Origin of the sequence: Lactobacillus amylolyticus, from assembly GCF_003999355.1 — a bacterium.
In the GTDB taxonomy this organism is placed as follows: domain Bacteria; phylum Bacillota; class Bacilli; order Lactobacillales; family Lactobacillaceae; genus Lactobacillus; species Lactobacillus amylolyticus.
Genome location: NZ_CP031836.1, coordinates 52,862 through 69,232 on the forward strand (window position 1 = coordinate 52,862; position 16,371 = coordinate 69,232).

Here is a 16,371-nt window from a genome sequence, read left to right on the forward strand (position 1 = left end):
CAAATTAAACATAGGGAGGTAAAATTAAGAGCAAATAAGAAGATGAAAATAAATCTTAAATAAAGGGGAGAGAAGGAGGAGTAAAAATGAGCCCAAAAGAGCTTTTGAAAATAAACATTCCGCGATCAGGTTTAATTATTTTCTTATATTTAATTTATGCTATTGCTGGTTCGATGGGTGAATATCTATTTAAATATGCTCTAAATGCAATTACAGTTGGCCACTTGAATACTTATCTATTTTGGCAAATTGTTGAAGCAGTGATGGAAGTATTAGCAGCACTTTTATTGCCAGTTGCAACGGTTGTTTTTACTAGACAGACGCAGAATTATTTACACAAAATTCGACAAGATATTGTGCAACACTACTATGTTCAGGGCGATGAAAAAGTAGCTAACATGCAAAATGAATTAACGGCCAATTTGAAGTTGCTTACGGACAAATATGCCAATTCTTGGATCACTATTCTAAGTGGTTTGTTTGAAATTATCATTGCTATTTGTCTGCTCGTCAGCATGAATTGGTTATTAATTGTTGTAACTGCGGTTTTAGCGGTTTTGACTTTGTACTTGCCTAAGCTGCTAGAAAAGAAAACTTCCGCTGCAATGGATCAAGTCAATCAAAAACATCAAAAGTTATTGGCTGCGATTGAGCATTGGCTTGGCGGACTGCAGGAATTGCGACGTTATAGTGCTTATGGTCGGCTTTCACGGCAACTAAAAAAAGCGAGTGGCAACTATGCGGAAGCCGGAATTAAAAGCGAAGGTATCACCAGTTGGTCATATTTAATTAATGGTATTGGTAACACTTTGGCACAATTTGGTTTAGGAATTACAGGTGGCTTGCTCTTCATTTTCGGCAAAATTTCCTTTGGTGACTTTGTCGTTGCCAGCGGTTTTGCATTTACTATTTTTTCCGGGATCTGGGATATTACTGACTCACTGACAAAAGTGAAATCAACCAAGACCTTGCGTGCGCAAACTGCCGAATTAAGAAAAAAGCTTGCCGATCATGCTGCTGAAAAAGTCCCAGTCTTTAGTCTTTCAGTTAAAAATCTAAAAGTTAAATATGATCATGGCGAAGAAATTGCTTATCCGGATTTTGAAATTAAAAAAGGACAGAAGGTCTTGCTCAGCGGTGATTCAGGTACGGGTAAATCAACCTTGTTTAAAGTACTTTTAGGCGAATTAAAACCTGAAACAGGGACGATCACCTATTATGATCAATCTGGCAATATTATTCCAAATGAAAAAGCAGAACTTAATTTCATGCCGCAAGATCCGATCGTCTTTCCTGTTTCGATCAAAGACAACATTACCATGTTTAAGGAAGAACTCGCAGACAAGTTGGGTCGGGTAACACAGGCAGTGCAATTGCAGCCTGATTTGGCTAAGATGCCTGCAGGTCTTGATACGCAAGTTGATTTGAAAACAGAAAATCTGTCAGGCGGGCAAAGACAAAAAGTTGTCTTGGCAAGAACGGAAATTCATGAGCAGCCCTTTGTTTTAATGGACGAGGTTACCAGTGCGATTGATCAAGAAGCAACGGAGAAAATTATTGATAACTTGCTTCAAACAAATCAAACCATTTTAATGATTGCTCACAACTTTACACCGGATTTAAAGGAAAAATTTGATCAAGAAATCAAATTAACTGCTAAGGGAAAGGAGAATAAAAAATGAGTTTAAAAGAATTATATCGAATTAACCCTAAGAGATTTATTCTTCTTGTCATTTTGCAGATCTTTACGCCAGCTGTTTCAATCGTCAATATTTATGTTGCCCAACAGGAAGCAAATATTGTTTTAACTAAAAATCTGCGCAATTACTGGTTAATCAGCTTTCTTGCATTAACGCTTATGTTCATCTCATATGGAGTTCTTGCTTGGTTTAATTATTTATCAAATAAACAAATGCAAGAAATCGGCAATCAAGTTAGAGCTGAAATTGTCGATCATTATTATCATGATGGTAAAGAACATAAAGTTGCTGCAATGCAAAACCGTTTAACCAACGATTTGGAAATCGTAATGGGCAACTATTATGAGCCATTTTTAATGGGTATTTATGGTGCCACGCTCGTTGTTGGCGTTATCGTTTATCTGATTATTTTGAATTGGCTGCTGCTAATTACAATCTTGTTAATGGTGGCTGTTTCTCTGCTTTTGCCAAAATTAACTGAAAAGCCGCTGCAAAAGGCAACCAAGGTGATCTCTGATAGCAACCAAGTGTACCTTGATTCTTTAAATGAGTGGCTTTCTGGCCTAGCCCAGATTAGACAGTTCTTTGCTGGTGCTAAATTATTTAGTGTTTCATCAGCAGCTTCCAAAAAGCTTGAAGATGCAACGGTGAAACAAACGGCATATCAAAAGTTATTAGAGGCTCTCAATGGGATTGTATCTGCAATTTTTGGCTTAATTCTGTTTGTTCTAGCTGGATTTTTGATCAAAGACGGTCAACTGACAATCGGAACTCTAGTTATTGTCGGTAACTTTAGGTTTTATCTCAATTCTGGTATTAATAGGATTACGTCAGCTCGCGGTTCAATGAAGGGAACGACTAAGCTGCTTGATGAGATCGATGAATCGGCAGCTAAAGTGCAACCACATGCGCAAACTGATTTGGAAATTCCAAGCATCATTAAGACTAAGGATTTGTGTCTGCAATTTCCGAATGGTGAAAAATTGACTTATCCTGATTTAACTATTAATCAAGGTGAAAAGATTCTGTTGACAGGTGATTCGGGTTCGGGCAAGTCGACTCTGTTTAAACTAATTTTGGGCGGACTCAAACCAAGCAAGGGTAAAGTGATTTTCGAAGATCAGAATGGCAAGGAAATTGAGCCTGATCTAGGCAAGATCGGTTATATTCCGCAGGATCCGATTGTCTTTCCGGCTTCAATTGAAGACAACATCACAATGTTTAATGAAAAATTGGATGGAAAAGTTGAAGCTGCTGTCAAAGAAGTTAACTTTGATGGGGATATCGATAAGTTTAATAAAGGTTTGCAGCAAAAATTAAATTTGGATAAGTTAAATATTTCTGGTGGTCAGCGGCAAAAGATCGTGCTTGCTAGAGCCAAGGTTCACAATAGCGACATTATTCTGATTGATGAAGGAACAAGTGCGATCGATCAAACCGCAACCATGAATATTTTGAAGAATTTAGTGAAGAGTAAAGCAACGATTGTCTTTATTGCTCATAACTTCAATGAAGGGATGCGGCAGTTGTTTGATCGCGAGATCCATTTGGTAAAAGAATAGAAGTCAGCATCATTACAGTTGTAGACGAAGATAGTGAATCCTTTTTTGGCCTAGTAATAAAAGCTGAAAAAATTTTTTTACTATTAAGATAATTGATATTGACCATTTCATTGATGAGTAGACTTTGACTATGATGAGTTGGTATGTATAGATGTAGTAAGCAAAGCCAATTTAAAATACGAGAAGATAATGGTTAAAAACAAGAGATATCCAAGTAAGAAGGTTTAGACAGCTCTTGGATACTAATATGAAAGAGTTTGTTAAGAGAATTGTTGTAAAACCGATCTTAAATTTGGCTTTCATCACTAGTTAATTAATTTGTTGATTAGCTTATAACTTGCTATAATATCAGTAGATAAAAAAGAGGTCGACAATACAGATGTCAACCTCTCAGTGTAGAGCCGCGTAGGCGGTGCTATCCAAAATTTAAATTATTTGTTGAATAACTGCCAGCTTTGCCGAGCTAAAGCAGTTATTTTTTTCGCCAATTTTTGAATTTGATCAGCTTGACGACAAATGTACCAAGTATTAATAGTAAAGCATCTGAGACAAATATGAAATTTCTCTTTTTATTTACCTTAATTCTTTTGCCCTTTTAAATACATCGATAAAGGTATTGGCAGCGTCATTCATTCCTAAATCAACTGTTTTTTGGATGAATTCTAAAATGTCATCTTCTTCGCCATTTTCCATGTATCGTACAACCTCTTGTAAAAAGTTCAAAGTCATTTTAAAGAAGCTAAATACTTGTGACAGTTTTATTTGCTCAAGAGCGTTTAAAAGTTTTTTTGCTCTTTTCAAATCTTTTCGAAAGATAAGCGAAATACTTGCATCAGCTAAAACTCCCATCATAGTTATTAGATTATAAAAAGTAGGGTCCTTTGGAATTAAATCTTGATTATTGATAATTTGCATTGCAATAGCAAAAACACGATCAGATTTGATCATAAAAACGCAGTTGCCAAAGAATGAAAGGTTGAAGGAACTCCAAACTTTAATTTGCGATAAGTGAGTATAAAGCCGCATTTTATCAGAAAAAGGCAATAAGTTTTTGTTGTTAATTAGTAAGTACTGATTGCATAGAACAACTGCTAAAAATAGGTCAAAAAATTTTCTGTTTTGATGGTAAAGATCAAGATAATAGGCGATCAGTTTTTCCATTTTAACGGTGTCTTCGTCTTCGATTACCTGTCGTATTTCTGCTGGTAAGGTTTCATCATTATCGGCTTCAGAATTGCCAATGAATTCATTAGGAGTAAAATGAATACGATTAATTAACTTCATCACATTATCGAAGGTGATTTGAATTTTGCCATTTTCCCAACGGGATAAATTTGAAGTTGAACAAATACCTTTTGCAGCAGCAGTTAACGTAATATTTTGTTCTTTTCTTAATCGTTTGAATTTTGGACCTAATGATTTCATTTGTACCTCCAAAAATTAATTTGCATATATGCAATATATCACTTTTGGCTGAAAAGATCATGGCATAATTATTCCAACATCTAAAAAGGGCGAAAAATTATGCTTTATAAATACTCAAATCATTTCAAATTTATCTTAATGATTCTTATGGGATTTATTTCAAGTTTCTCTGCAATATTACTTGCATATATGGTACAAACCTTAACTAATATTGCCACCCAAAGAAACTTTTCTCACTTGCAAGAATTTTTAATCATTGTCATTAGCGGTTTTATTATTACTTTTCTTGCCGGTCTAATTTTCAATCGGTTAAAAACAAGTACTATCAAAGAGACCAACACTTACTTAAGAATGAATATCTTTAAAGGGATGCTAGCAGAGGACAATGAACAAAATAGTGGTAGTTTAGGTTTTTTAACGAATGATTTTAAGCTGCTTGAAACTAATCGCTTCGATGCTCAAATTGAAATTATTATGCAGCTTTTTGGGATGGTTCTGGCTTTAGGATATGCCTTAGCCGTCAACTGGGTTATCACCATTATGTTTTTAGTTTCTTCCTGTGTGCCAATGATTGCTTCAAGCTTTGCTCAAAAAGCAATTCAAAAAGCTTCAGAAAAATGGACGGAAGCAAATGGTAAATACGTTAACCAAACTAAAAATTTTTTGGCAGGAAGTGAAACACTGAAATTGTATGGTGGCCAGGCAAGTGCTGCAGCCAAGAATGCGCAAACAATCACTTCTCTTGAAGCAGCTTTAAGGAAAATGAATTTGCTCAATTTGGATACTAATTCCTGGATTCAGTTATTAAGTAATGTTGTTACTTTCTTGGTACCATTTTTAGTTGGCATATATATGGCTGTTAAAGGAATGACTACTTTGGGTGCATTGTTTGCCATCGTTCAATTGGCCAATTCCTTTGTAAATCCAATTTTAATTATTTTGGAGGATCGTAACAAACTGGCAACGACTAAAAAAATCGTTGAAAAGACGAAGAAATACTTATCATTGTCTGAAAAGCAAGATCAAGAAAATAGTATTTTTACTAATAAGTTGAGTGTGAAAGACCTTGATTTGTTCAGAAAAAAGCAAAAATTAGCACACGGTATCAGTTTTGAAATTCAAAAAGGTACTAAGACAGCGATTATTGGGCCTTCTGGAGTTGGTAAGTCAACTTTATTGCAGTTCTTAATGTATGGCAAATACGGCCATGCCAAAGAAATTATGCTTGATGGAGTCAGTCAAAAAGCAGGAAGTTTTAATAAGATCTTTGCTTACGCTAGCCAAGCTCCAGTGATTTTTGCTGATAGTTTATGGTTCAACCTAACCTTGGGAGCAAAAATTTCAGAAGAAGAGGTTAGAAAAGTCTGCGCAAGCCTCGATTTGAGCGAATTAGTTGAAGAAAAAGGCTTCGCTTATTCATTAGGTGACAACGCAGATCAATTATCTGGCGGTCAGCTTGCGAGAATTGAATTGGCAAGAGCAATTTTAGCTAAACGATCGATTCTGTTGCTGGATGAAATCAATGCTTCATTAGATAAGAAAACCTCAGATGATATTCATCGTTACTTACTGAATTCAGATCTCACTTTTGTTGAAGTGATTCACCATTATGAACCTGAAGAATTAGAAAAATACGATCAAGTCATTGATTTAAAGGAGTTTGTGGATTAGTAATACCTAATAAAAAAGTCTTACTGCAATTTTCAGCAGTAAGACTTTTATGTTTGTTTATGTAAAATATTTATTCGGCTAATCTAGCTCTCAAACTGAAGTTGCCACTGAATTCATCGGTATGATCGCCTTCGTTGTAACCATACATTGAATCGTCGCCGATTCCTTTGATATACTGATAAAAAGCTAAAAATATTAGAGCATCTTATGGGAAAGGGAGACATGATGAAAGCAAAAATCAAGATTATAGGATTATGTATGTTGGTATCACTTTTTGTTGCTTTACTCTGGCCGCTTTTTGATGTGCTTTTGTCAATTATTCAACAATTTATACAATTGCATTATATTAATCATATTGTCTGGCCGCCGACATTGAAAGATTATCTTATTGGCTATGTGGCTGCTTTTGTCATTTTTAGCATATTTTTCTCTCACTATATGCTTAGGGATGACGAGAAAACGAGAGATAAATGATTTGATAAAATTTTTTGTAGGTTCAATGTTTAATGCAATTTTGTGGTTGGTTATTGGTGTGATAACTTTCAATTTGACCGACAAGTATGTAAAGAAAAATGGAACGTTGGCTCAATATGAAAAAATTAATTATTATCAGAGGTAATTCTGGAAGTGGAAAGAGTACGCTAGCTCGTGAAATTCACAAAAAATTAGCCAGAAATAATTTGTTAATTTCACAAGATACGATACGTCGAGATATGCTTAGAGCTAAAGATGGAAAAGATACTGGTGCTTTACCACTTTTAGAAAATTTGTTGGAATATGGTCATAATAATTGTGAAATTACGATTTTAGAAAGGATTCTTAACGCTGAATGGTATACGCCATTATTCAAAAAAACTCAGCATTTGTATGGCGAAAATATTGACGCGTATTATTTTGATATTCCTTTTGCAGAAACTGTAAAATGCCATAAGACACGGCCACAAAGTGGTTCATTTAGTTAAGAAAAAAATGAAATCTTGGTGCATTTTCTTTTTTTAAAATTAATGACTTTGAGTTTTTAAAAAAGTGGGAATTTTTAAAAGTTGGAGAAAAAATGAATTCTGAATTTTCAAAAAATAGAAGTTTTTAAAAACTTGAGTAACTGTGCTAGGATTGTTTATTAACATCAAAATGCAGAAAAAATATAAGAAGTAAGCAACTTTTTTATATATTATCGATCTTTTCCTCACCTATGTCTTTTCCAAATCAATTCCTGTTTAATATTGCAGTCATTATAGCAGGTACTGTATAATATGAAAATAAAATTAAAGAATCTAAAAATTTAGCTAGGGGTAAATGGTGACTCTATGAAGGAAAAGGCAAAATGGCTAACAAGCTTAATTGCCATCAATTTAATTGGATTATTACTCATCACGTTGTACTCAGCATATTATAGTTTCGGGACAATGATCTTTGGTGTTCATAAGGCCGACGCAATAATAGATTTTTGGCACAGTGAGATGTTATTAGGCATTCCTTTCTTAATTGGCTTTAACTTATTAGCTATCATAACTGCCATATATCGAAAGATTAAAAATGGTAAGAAATGATAAAAGAGGCACCACAATGGATGAAGAGCCTTTTATTTACACCCGACTTCTTGGCCAACATTGTAATTATGATAAACGTAGCTGGGGAGAAGAGTCTTACAGTGCAGGCTTAAAAATTTGAGCTAACATTTTAATTAGAAAAGGCTCAGGAATGGATGGACTTTCTCAATAGTCATCATGAAGATACTATAGGTACGATGGCTGCAGAGAATATGTTTGTTGAAACTGTTTTTGCTGAAAAGGCCCAAGACGGGTATATGTATTTCTATTGGTATTCCATTCAAGGCGAAGATGGTCAGCCTGTAGAAGAATCAGAAAATTATATTGATAAAAGCATAATGAATACTGGGATGAATGTATCGATGAAACATATAGACCAGTTGATATGAAATTAAAAGAGAGTTTAATTGCTCCGAACATCAATAATATCATTAACAAAAAATAGCCGTCCGAAGACGACCATTGCTGTTTTAGAAAAATTTGGAGATAAATGATGTCATTTTCCATTAAGAAAACTGATTCGAAAACTTATGAGATTTTATATAATCAAGAACAAATAGGAACGATTTCTACATATCAAAATGAATTCCATAATACTTGTGTTTATTTGAAAATTAAACTTATTTCTTATCCTGATTTTTCACCTTTTGAGAAAATTAAAGAAATTGAAGGTAAGCCTTTGCAGGTAATGATTGAATCTTCAGAAACAGAATTGATCAAATATTTAACTAGCAATGGTTTTGAGTGTAAACGTCATTGCTTTTGTCCAGAATTTACTAAAACTGATTTAAAGGATAAATTGCAATCAGATCATCCAATTCTTTATTTTTCAAGTGAAGATTCGATTTATCAAAAATGCTGTCAGCTTTTGTATCAGCACTATATTGAAATTTCAAGGCCAGTTTCACCTTACACAGCCGATTACGAAACTTTTCTTGAGAACGTTCCAACGGACAGTGGTTTTTACAGTTTAGATATAAACGATCGAGTTGATAATGTGATTTTTACTGAAAAGAATGAAATTGCGTATGTCGCTTCAAGTGATAGAGAAACTTGTTCTGTATTCTATCAGTCAGTCTTGAAACGTATCTTTTCAAAATATGATCAAACTTTCTTTGAAGCAGATGAGGAGACAGATTGGTGTGCAATGACGCTACTTCATTTGTTTAATTATGATTATCAAAAAAGCTTTAATACTTATATTTATAAATGATAAATAAAAAGGCATTCTGCTCTTGCAGAATGCCCTTGCTTTTCAAAATTATTTTACAAATTTCATCGCAATCATCATAATACCAAGCAAAATGAAGATTACTGCGACGATCTTGTTTAATTTTTCTTTGCTGACATCATTAGTAAATTTTGCCCCAATCACGCCAGTACCAACCAAGCCACTGATAATTCCGATCAAGAACCCGATCAAAAGCAATAATGTACCCTGAGCAATTTTACTCTTAAAATGAATGCCTTTGCTTGAATCAAAACTCTTGTTGCCTCGACGCAAAGTGGCAATTCCTGAAATGATCAAAATAATGGCAAACAGAATGTTTAGTTTTTCATCCGAAATAATACCGGCCCACTGGCTACCTATCTGAGCTCAAATAATTGAACCAATGGTAATCCAAAGACTCGCTTGCAAGCGAACGTTGCTTGTCTAAAGTAGGAAATTGCTACTACTAAACTTGTGATAACGTCGACTAATAAACTAGTTCCGATTGCAAAATGTGAATTAACTGCGAAAAAGAGCGTTAAAGCTGGGACAACGATGCTGACGCCGCTTGCCTCGATTAAACTGGTTACCGTTCCTGTAACTAATCCAACAGCGATTGCTCCAATAATGATCAAAATAGACATAAAAACCTCCCTTAATGGTATAAGCTTACCATAAAAGCCTATTTAAGGGAGGGGATTTTCTACTCTTCAATTGTTGCGTAAAAAAACTTCCGCTTAGTGAAGTGAATGCAGAGTGCAATGATAAAACCACCAATTGCAAAGCAAAGCCAGCCGAAGCCTAAATTAAAGAATGGGAAGGATTTCTGAGCAAAAGAAATCATCCCTTGTGCCAGCTGAGTATTGCGTAAAACATCTGGCAGGGCATTGATCATGTCGAAAGTTGCGGGAATAAAAGTCAACGCTGTTGTAATTCGGTAGACTACCGGATCATTTTTAAAAAGCGGAGATAAAATTCCCATAATAATCAATGAAATAGCCAAAGGATAAAGCAGCATCAGGACAGGTTTTGACCAATCGATTATGTTGTTTAATCCTAGATTGGCAAAACCAAAAGATATTAAACAATTGACTGCTAAGAAAGTCTTGTATGAGATTTTTGGAAAATGCTTATGAAAATCCTGAGCAAAGGCCACAATCAATCCCATCGCTGTGGTTAAACAAGTGATTGTCGTTAAAGTAGCCAGCAAGGCATTACCAGCAGGTCCTAAATAATAATGAACAATCTGTGCTAGCGTGGTGCCGCCATTGTCTGCCAGTTTAAAATGATGCAGGCTACTTGCTCCTAACCAAATTAAGCAGATATAAATCATTGCAATTCCCAACACACCGATTGCACCACTTTTGGCTGCAGCAATAGAAACGTCCTTTTCACGTTTGATTCCAAGGCTGCGGACAGAGGTGATAATCGTGATGCCAAAAGTAATGGCACCTAGTCCATCCATCGTGTTGTAGCCTTGCAAAAAGCCATTCGCAAAAGAATTTCCTTGATATGCGGTGGTTGCTGCAGCAGATTGTGCAGAACCTAACGGTTTCATAAAAGCAAGCAGGAAAATGCCAAAGAGAAGAAGAAGAAAGATGGGATTTAAGAACTTGCCAATGAGGTCTGTGATTTTTCCTTCTTTTATTGAGAAGAAAAAGACGATAGCAAAGAAGATAGCGGAATAAATCAGTAGTCCGATACCGTGCATGCTTTTAGGCAAATTAGGAGCAATGCCAATGGAAAAAGGCACGGTTGCCGTTCTAGGTGTAGCGAAAAATGGCCCTAGCGTGGCGTGCACTAATATCAGAAAGAGCAGGGCATAGCCGGCACCAATTGGCTTAGCCAGCTCATAAACGCCACTGGTTTTAGTAATACTGATTGCCAAAAAGGCCATTAATGGCAAAAGCGCACTTGAAACTAAGAAGCCACTACTCGCAGAAAGCCAGTTGCTTCCAGCTAATTGCCCTAAGTGAATGGGGAAGATTAAGTTCCCGGCACCAAAAATGACGCCAAAAATCATGGATGCGATCAGTAAAGTTTTTTGCAAAGATAATTTAGAATTTAACATAATTCACCCTTCTGTTAGAGGTCACTATAAAAAAAGCGCCCCTAAGCAGATTGCTTAAAGGACGCCATTCGCGTACATGAAAGAAATCAGATACGTTGCTGTAGTGTTTATTTCTTTTTTTAGAAGATTACAGGAAATAATTAAAACTGTCAACTTATATTTTAATTATTCGTCAATTTCTTCAATTGAAATAACAACTGGGTACCAACCGTTGTCATCTTTTTCTCCGACTTTAGGTGTACCGATGATTCTAACATTGGTGTGACTTGGCTTATCAGCTACTACAACGGCAACTTTTGAACCATTCTTAATGTTTTCAAAAGCGTGTTGTTGAGTCTTCTCTAAATATTCAAGGTGAGTTTCATCCTTCACCTTCATTGATTGCTTAGGACCTACTTGAGGAATACCGTCCTTGCTGACAGTAGCTAAGTAAGCTAAGTGAGTTGCAAAAAATTCTTGTTGTTCCTTGCTTAATTTGGTTGAATCTAATTTTTTCATAGATGTTCTCCTCTCTTGTTTTTTGATAATTACTTTATGATTATATTCTAACTTATAATAAGTGAAATTGCACTGATTTTGTTTCAAGTTAAAATTAATTTAAAAAATATGTTGACAAAATATTAAACATAGATTAAACTGATGAAGACGTTATGCAGTTTGGTAAAGAAACTTTGTTTGATACTGATAGTCATTACAAGATCAATAACAAGGGTGCCGCTACTTTTAAATTAAATAAAAAGGCTAAAACCATTACGATCACTTTGAAAAAGATGGTTCTTTAACAACATTAGAAGTTATACGTAAATATATTTTTGGTCGTGATGGTCAAATCTATCACTACTCTCGTTCAAAACGGGGCAACCATACAGCTTCGGCTAGAAGAATTGCTAAACTTATAGCGAAAGTTGTTGGACGAAAAGCAGGAGATACTGATCGTAAACGAGCAGGTATCGCCGCCTACTATGTTGCTTGTTTTGCAGGTCTTGATCGCTATTCGATGAAACATCCATACTACAACAAAGCTTATAGTGTCTTTATTAATGGTTATTGTTCATGTGCTGGTACTACTGATGCAACTCAAATGGTTCTTCATTACATGGGCATGAATGGCAAACATGTACACCATAATCAGTTTCGTCATCAATGGGTATCCGTTACTTTGGATGGCAAGAAAGGCTGGGCTGATGGTCAAGTAGGTGCTGCAGGTTATGGTGCTTGGGGAGATCATTCATATAATCCAGGCTGGAATTAATAAATTTTATCTGATGGAGACAGGAAATCATGTGATCGCCTGTTTTTGTTTTATTCAAAAATAATGAACAGATTTCAGCTATGAGTATATTTTTATTAAAACACTTCTCTTATAGAATCATAAGCAACAAATGAGGGTACAATATGGGTAGGAAGAGCACTATCAAGCAGGTGAGGAAAATGAAAAAAAGCTTATTTGGCATCATTTATATGTCTTCATACAAAATCCAGTTAAATATTGTTGATTTAAAAGATTTTTCAGTTGTCGAAAAACTAGATTCACCGTCGTTTATTCAAGCCAGCAGCAAAGCTCAGGTTTTCGAACAAGATATGACCAAAATCTGTACTGCCCTTGATGGTTTCAAACAAAAATTGGCCGAATATAAAATCGATGATTTCAAATTTTATGGCAACAAACAACTAATCAATGATTCTTCAGCCAGCTTTATTGCTGATCAGATCAAAGCCCGGACCGGTTTCGAAATCGAATGGCTGAGCAGTAGTCAAATTGTCTATGACAAGGTCTTAAGCGGTATTAAAAGCCTGCAGGATATGCAAGACATGCAGCTCAAACAAAAGCCAACCTATTTACTCAGTTTGGGAAGCGCAATGATCAGTCTTTCCTTATTTGAAAACAATAAGTTTATTTCTACTTGGAGCTTGCCGCTGGGTCCAAGAGAAATTAATCAAATCAATGAAATTACGAATGAGACGCCGAATAATCCTATCGATGTGATGAGCGATTATTTAGGTGTCAAAATTGATTACCTTGCTCGTCAAATCAAGGCTAATTCCAATGCCGCTTTGGTTATTCAGCATGCTGACGCCTTAAACAATAACTATTTGCATGAAAACGATTCTGCAATGAGAATCAGCCGGGATGATTTCAACAGTTTTTATGAAAAAACAATTACGATGCCGCAGGATATTTTGATTCAAAGCTATCATCTTGAGCCTGCAGTTGCGGAACATATGCTGCCTAACTTGGTTTCTGTTCAAAAATTCGTAAAACTGCTAAATCCTACAGAACTTTATATTACGGATATGTCTGTGATTACAGGATTGTTGATGCAGGAAAAATACCAAAAACAGTATCTCAAGGATGAAAACGGCAATGATATTATCATGACTTACGCACAGCACATGGCTGAACGCTATTTAGTCGATCAAAAGCATTCTGAAGCCGTTAAAAAATTTGCACTGCATCTTTATGATCGGCTGCGTCGTGTTCATTTGTTGCCGGAAAAAGACCGTAAATTGTTGGCAATTGCAGCTCAAATCGATGATATTGGCAGTTTTGTCAACCAGGTAAGACGATATGAGCAGTCCGCGGAAATCATTGAGGCTAATAATATTATTGGTCTTTCCGACCAGGACAATGAAATAGTCAGTGAGATTTGTTGCTACCAAACAGTCAAAGAGGATCAAGCTTCACCATTTATCGGAGGCCATCACTACCGTCATCTTGATCCGCAGATTCAGTTGGAGGTAGCCAAACTATCGGCAATCTTGCGCCTTGCTACGGCACTAGATGCTTCACATAAGCAAAAAATCAAGAAAATCGTGATTTCTCTTAAAAAGGATAAGCAGCTGATAGTTCGGGCTAAAACCAATGCTGACATAACTCTTGAGCGCTGGTCTTTTAACAAACGAGCTCAATTATTTCAGGACGTGTTTGGCATTAAGGTTAGTTTAAAGCAAGAAGGTATGAATAGACGATGAGCAAAGAATTTTTAGCTAATGAAGAAGAAAAAACAAAACCATATCGTAAGGCTGAATATTTTACCAATCGTGAATTAAGCTGGATGGACTTTAATGATCGAGTCCTTGAAGAAGCCCGGTCAAAAGATAATCCCTTGCTTGAACGGATTAATTTTTTAGGTATCACTCAAAGCAACGTAGATGAATTTTTCATGGTGCGGGTTGCTTCCTTGCACAAATTAATTGCTGCTGGTATTAAAAAGACTGATGCTTCAGGGATGACGCCTTTAAAGCAGCTCAAAGCAATTAACAAAAAGGAACAGCTCACCGTTAAAAAACGCTATTCGACATACTTGCGCTCGCTTTTGCCACTTCTAGAAAAAAACAATATCTATATTAAAGACGTTGCTGATTTGAATGAGCAGCAGTATGAATTTATTCGGCGCTATTTTGATGATGAATTGTATCCTGTATTGACTCCCATGGCAGATGACGCTGACCGGCCATTTCCATTTATTTTCAACGATTCATTGAATATCGCGGTACATCTTAAGGATGAAGAAAAAAACGAACATGATTATGCTACGGTAAGGGTGCCAAATATTTTTAAACGTTTGGTAAAACTGCCAGATTCGGATAATAGCTTTATTTTGCTGGAAAATATTATTAAGGAATTTATTGGCAAGCTTTTTGACGGCTATGAGGTTAAGGAGTCAACTTGCTTTAGAGCCACAAGAGATATGGATTTGGATGTTGCCGAACGAGATACCTCCGATTTTTTGCTCAGCGTACAGAAGCAACTGAAAGATCGTGAACATGGCAAGGTTGTTCGCTTGGAAATCGAAAAGGGCATGAGTGAAAAACTGCGTCGCCGCTTGTTTAAGAAATTAGATGTTGACAAAGAAGAAGTTTATGAGATTTCAGGTCCAATTGATTTGACCTTTTTGAAAAAGCTGTATGGTGCTGTCAAGGACCATGATGAATTACGCTATAAGCCATTTAAAGCCTATGTTGACCCAGCCTTGGATTTAAGCAGCGATATTTTTGCCAACATTCGCAAGCAGGATTATTTGGTGCAGCATCCATATGATTCTTTTGATGCGGTTCTAAACTTTATCAAAAAAGCAGCACATGATGACAAAGTTTTAGCGATTAAAATGACCTTGTATCGGGTGTCTGGCAATTCGCCAATTATTAAATATTTAGGCGAGGCTGCACAAGCTGGTAAACAGGTCACGGTTTTGGTTGAAGTTAAAGCGCGTTTTGATGAGCAGAACAATGTGCACTGGGCAATAACCTTGGAGCAGATGGGCTGCCACGTTATTTATGGTCTAAAAGGCTTAAAGACTCATACCAAAATCACTTTGGTTATTCGCAGGGATGAGGATGGCATTCGGCGTTACTTGCACCTGGGAACTGGTAATTATAATGATGTTACGGCGCATTTTTACACTGATATGGGTCTGTTTACCTGTCAGCGTGAATTAGGCATCGATGCCACCAATTTGTTCAATATGCTTTCTGGGTATTCACGTCCGCCTTACTTTAGACAGTTGCGGATTTCACCGGAACACATTCGCGAGTTTATTAACCAAAAGATCGATCGTGAGATAGAAATTGCAAAGGCAGGTCGACATTCAGAGATTCATATGAAAATGAATTCGCTGTCTGATCCTGAAATAATTGCCAAATTGTATGAAGCTTCCCATGCTGGCGTGATTATTCATTTGATTGTTAGAGGCATTTGCTGTTTAAGAACTGATCTTCCAGGAATCAGTGACAATATCGAAGTGCACTCAATCGTTGGCCGTTTTCTTGAACACAGTCGAATTTACTATTTCTATAATGATGGTAATGACGAAATTTTCCTTTCAAGCGCGGATATGATGAAACGCAATTTGAATAGAAGAGTCGAGACTTTATTCCCAATTTTGCAGCCAGATTTGAAAGCAAGAGCCATCGCAATTTATGACAAGATGTGGCAAAACAATGTCAAGGCCAGAGTCTTGCATGATCAGAGCTATTCAATGATTGATCTTCGCGGAAAAGAAGCTGTCAACTCACAAGAGTACTTTATTAATGAAGCAGTGGAGAAAAATCGGGTTTTAAAAGAAAAGCGCAAGGAAATGGCAAGAAAGCCAGAAGCCTTCAAGGTAATGCGCAAGGAAGACAATGAATTAACATTAGGCGATCAAAAAGATGAATAGTAAAAACTTCAAAATTGTTTGCT

13 protein-coding genes and 3 pseudogenes are annotated in these 16,371 nt (G+C 36.1%); 11 read left to right on the forward strand and 5 right to left on the reverse strand.

Annotation, left to right across the window (positions count from 1 at the left end; genetic code table 11):
- Positions 1-86 precede the first annotated feature (86 nt).
- Positions 87-1,682, forward strand: coding sequence for an ATP-binding cassette domain-containing protein (locus tag D0Z64_RS07505; protein WP_127345856.1), 1,596 nt, complete (start codon positions 87-89; stop codon positions 1,680-1,682).
- Positions 1,679-3,262 carry an ATP-binding cassette domain-containing protein gene (locus D0Z64_RS07510; RefSeq protein WP_080881949.1) on the forward strand — a complete coding sequence of 528 codons (1,584 nt, stop codon included), beginning with the start codon at positions 1,679-1,681 and terminating at the stop codon, positions 3,260-3,262. Before D0Z64_RS07505 ends, D0Z64_RS07510 begins: the two co-directional genes overlap by 4 nt.
- A 573-nt stretch (positions 3,263-3,835) precedes the next feature.
- On the opposite strand, the gene D0Z64_RS07515 is transcribed toward D0Z64_RS07510, so the two are convergent.
- Entirely contained in the window at positions 3,836-4,687 is an 852-nt protein-coding gene (locus tag D0Z64_RS07515) for a helix-turn-helix domain-containing protein (RefSeq protein WP_127345857.1), read from the reverse strand.
- A 99-nt stretch (positions 4,688-4,786) separates the two neighbouring features.
- Here D0Z64_RS07515 and D0Z64_RS07520 point away from each other — a divergent pair, with 99 nt between their 5' ends.
- The 5 genes and pseudogenes from D0Z64_RS07520 to D0Z64_RS07545 all read left to right on the forward strand — a co-directional run bounded on the left by D0Z64_RS07520 (position 4,787) and on the right by D0Z64_RS07545 (position 9,121).
- Complete coding sequence (locus D0Z64_RS07520; protein ID WP_127345858.1) at positions 4,787-6,358, forward strand: ATP-binding cassette domain-containing protein; 1,572 nt, start codon at positions 4,787-4,789, stop codon at positions 6,356-6,358.
- A gap of 222 nt (positions 6,359-6,580) precedes the next feature.
- Entirely contained in the window at positions 6,581-6,832 is a 252-nt protein-coding gene (locus tag D0Z64_RS07525; RefSeq protein WP_127345859.1) for a hypothetical protein, read from the forward strand.
- A gap of 116 nt (positions 6,833-6,948) precedes the next feature.
- A pseudogene (locus tag D0Z64_RS07530) lies at positions 6,949-7,296 on the forward strand (AAA family ATPase); the annotation flags it as partial.
- 752 nt (positions 7,297-8,048) lie between these two features.
- A pseudogene (locus D0Z64_RS07540) lies at positions 8,049-8,353 on the forward strand (DUF6176 family protein); the annotation flags it as partial.
- Positions 8,354-8,398: 45 nt separating this feature from the next.
- Positions 8,399-9,121 (forward strand): GNAT family acetyltransferase, encoded by a 723-nt coding sequence (locus tag D0Z64_RS07545; RefSeq protein WP_241244184.1) that lies wholly within the window; start codon positions 8,399-8,401, stop codon positions 9,119-9,121.
- A gap of 48 nt (positions 9,122-9,169) precedes the next feature.
- Here D0Z64_RS07545 and D0Z64_RS07550 read toward each other — a convergent pair whose 3' ends face one another.
- The 4 genes from D0Z64_RS07550 to D0Z64_RS07565 form a co-directional block, all read right to left on the reverse strand.
- Complete coding sequence (locus D0Z64_RS07550) at positions 9,170-9,499, reverse strand: hypothetical protein (protein WP_335621974.1); 330 nt, start codon at positions 9,497-9,499, stop codon at positions 9,170-9,172.
- A complete protein-coding gene (locus tag D0Z64_RS07555; protein ID WP_080881958.1) occupies positions 9,496-9,762 on the reverse strand; it encodes a TSUP family transporter in 267 nt (88 codons plus the stop codon). The genes D0Z64_RS07550 and D0Z64_RS07555 overlap by 4 nt, the downstream gene beginning before the upstream one ends.
- A 59-nt stretch (positions 9,763-9,821) precedes the next feature.
- Positions 9,822-11,189: a branched-chain amino acid transport system II carrier protein gene (brnQ, locus tag D0Z64_RS07560; protein ID WP_080881959.1), complete on the reverse strand. Its 1,368-nt coding sequence runs from the start codon at positions 11,187-11,189 to the stop codon at positions 9,822-9,824.
- 165 nt (positions 11,190-11,354) lie between these two features.
- Positions 11,355-11,687: a pyridoxamine 5'-phosphate oxidase family protein gene (locus D0Z64_RS07565; RefSeq protein ID WP_040457271.1), complete on the reverse strand. Its 333-nt coding sequence runs from the start codon at positions 11,685-11,687 to the stop codon at positions 11,355-11,357.
- Between the two features lie 140 nt (positions 11,688-11,827).
- On the opposite strand from D0Z64_RS07565, the pseudogene D0Z64_RS08605 reads away from it, so the two are divergent.
- From D0Z64_RS08605 to D0Z64_RS07580, 4 genes and pseudogenes are all read left to right on the forward strand, one after another.
- A pseudogene (locus tag D0Z64_RS08605) lies at positions 11,828-11,965 on the forward strand (ABC transporter substrate-binding protein); the annotation flags it as partial.
- Between the two features lie 221 nt (positions 11,966-12,186).
- Entirely contained in the window at positions 12,187-12,441 is a 255-nt protein-coding gene (locus D0Z64_RS07570) for a hypothetical protein (RefSeq protein WP_080881960.1), read from the forward strand.
- A 179-nt stretch (positions 12,442-12,620) separates the two neighbouring features.
- The gene (locus D0Z64_RS07575) at positions 12,621-14,162 is read left to right on the forward strand and encodes an exopolyphosphatase (protein WP_080881961.1); all 1,542 of its coding nucleotides are present in this window, start codon (positions 12,621-12,623) and stop codon (positions 14,160-14,162) included.
- Positions 14,159-16,348 (forward strand): RNA degradosome polyphosphate kinase, encoded by a 2,190-nt coding sequence (locus D0Z64_RS07580; RefSeq protein WP_127345863.1) that lies wholly within the window; start codon positions 14,159-14,161, stop codon positions 16,346-16,348. Before D0Z64_RS07575 ends, D0Z64_RS07580 begins: the two co-directional genes overlap by 4 nt.
- Positions 16,349-16,371 lie beyond the last annotated feature (23 nt).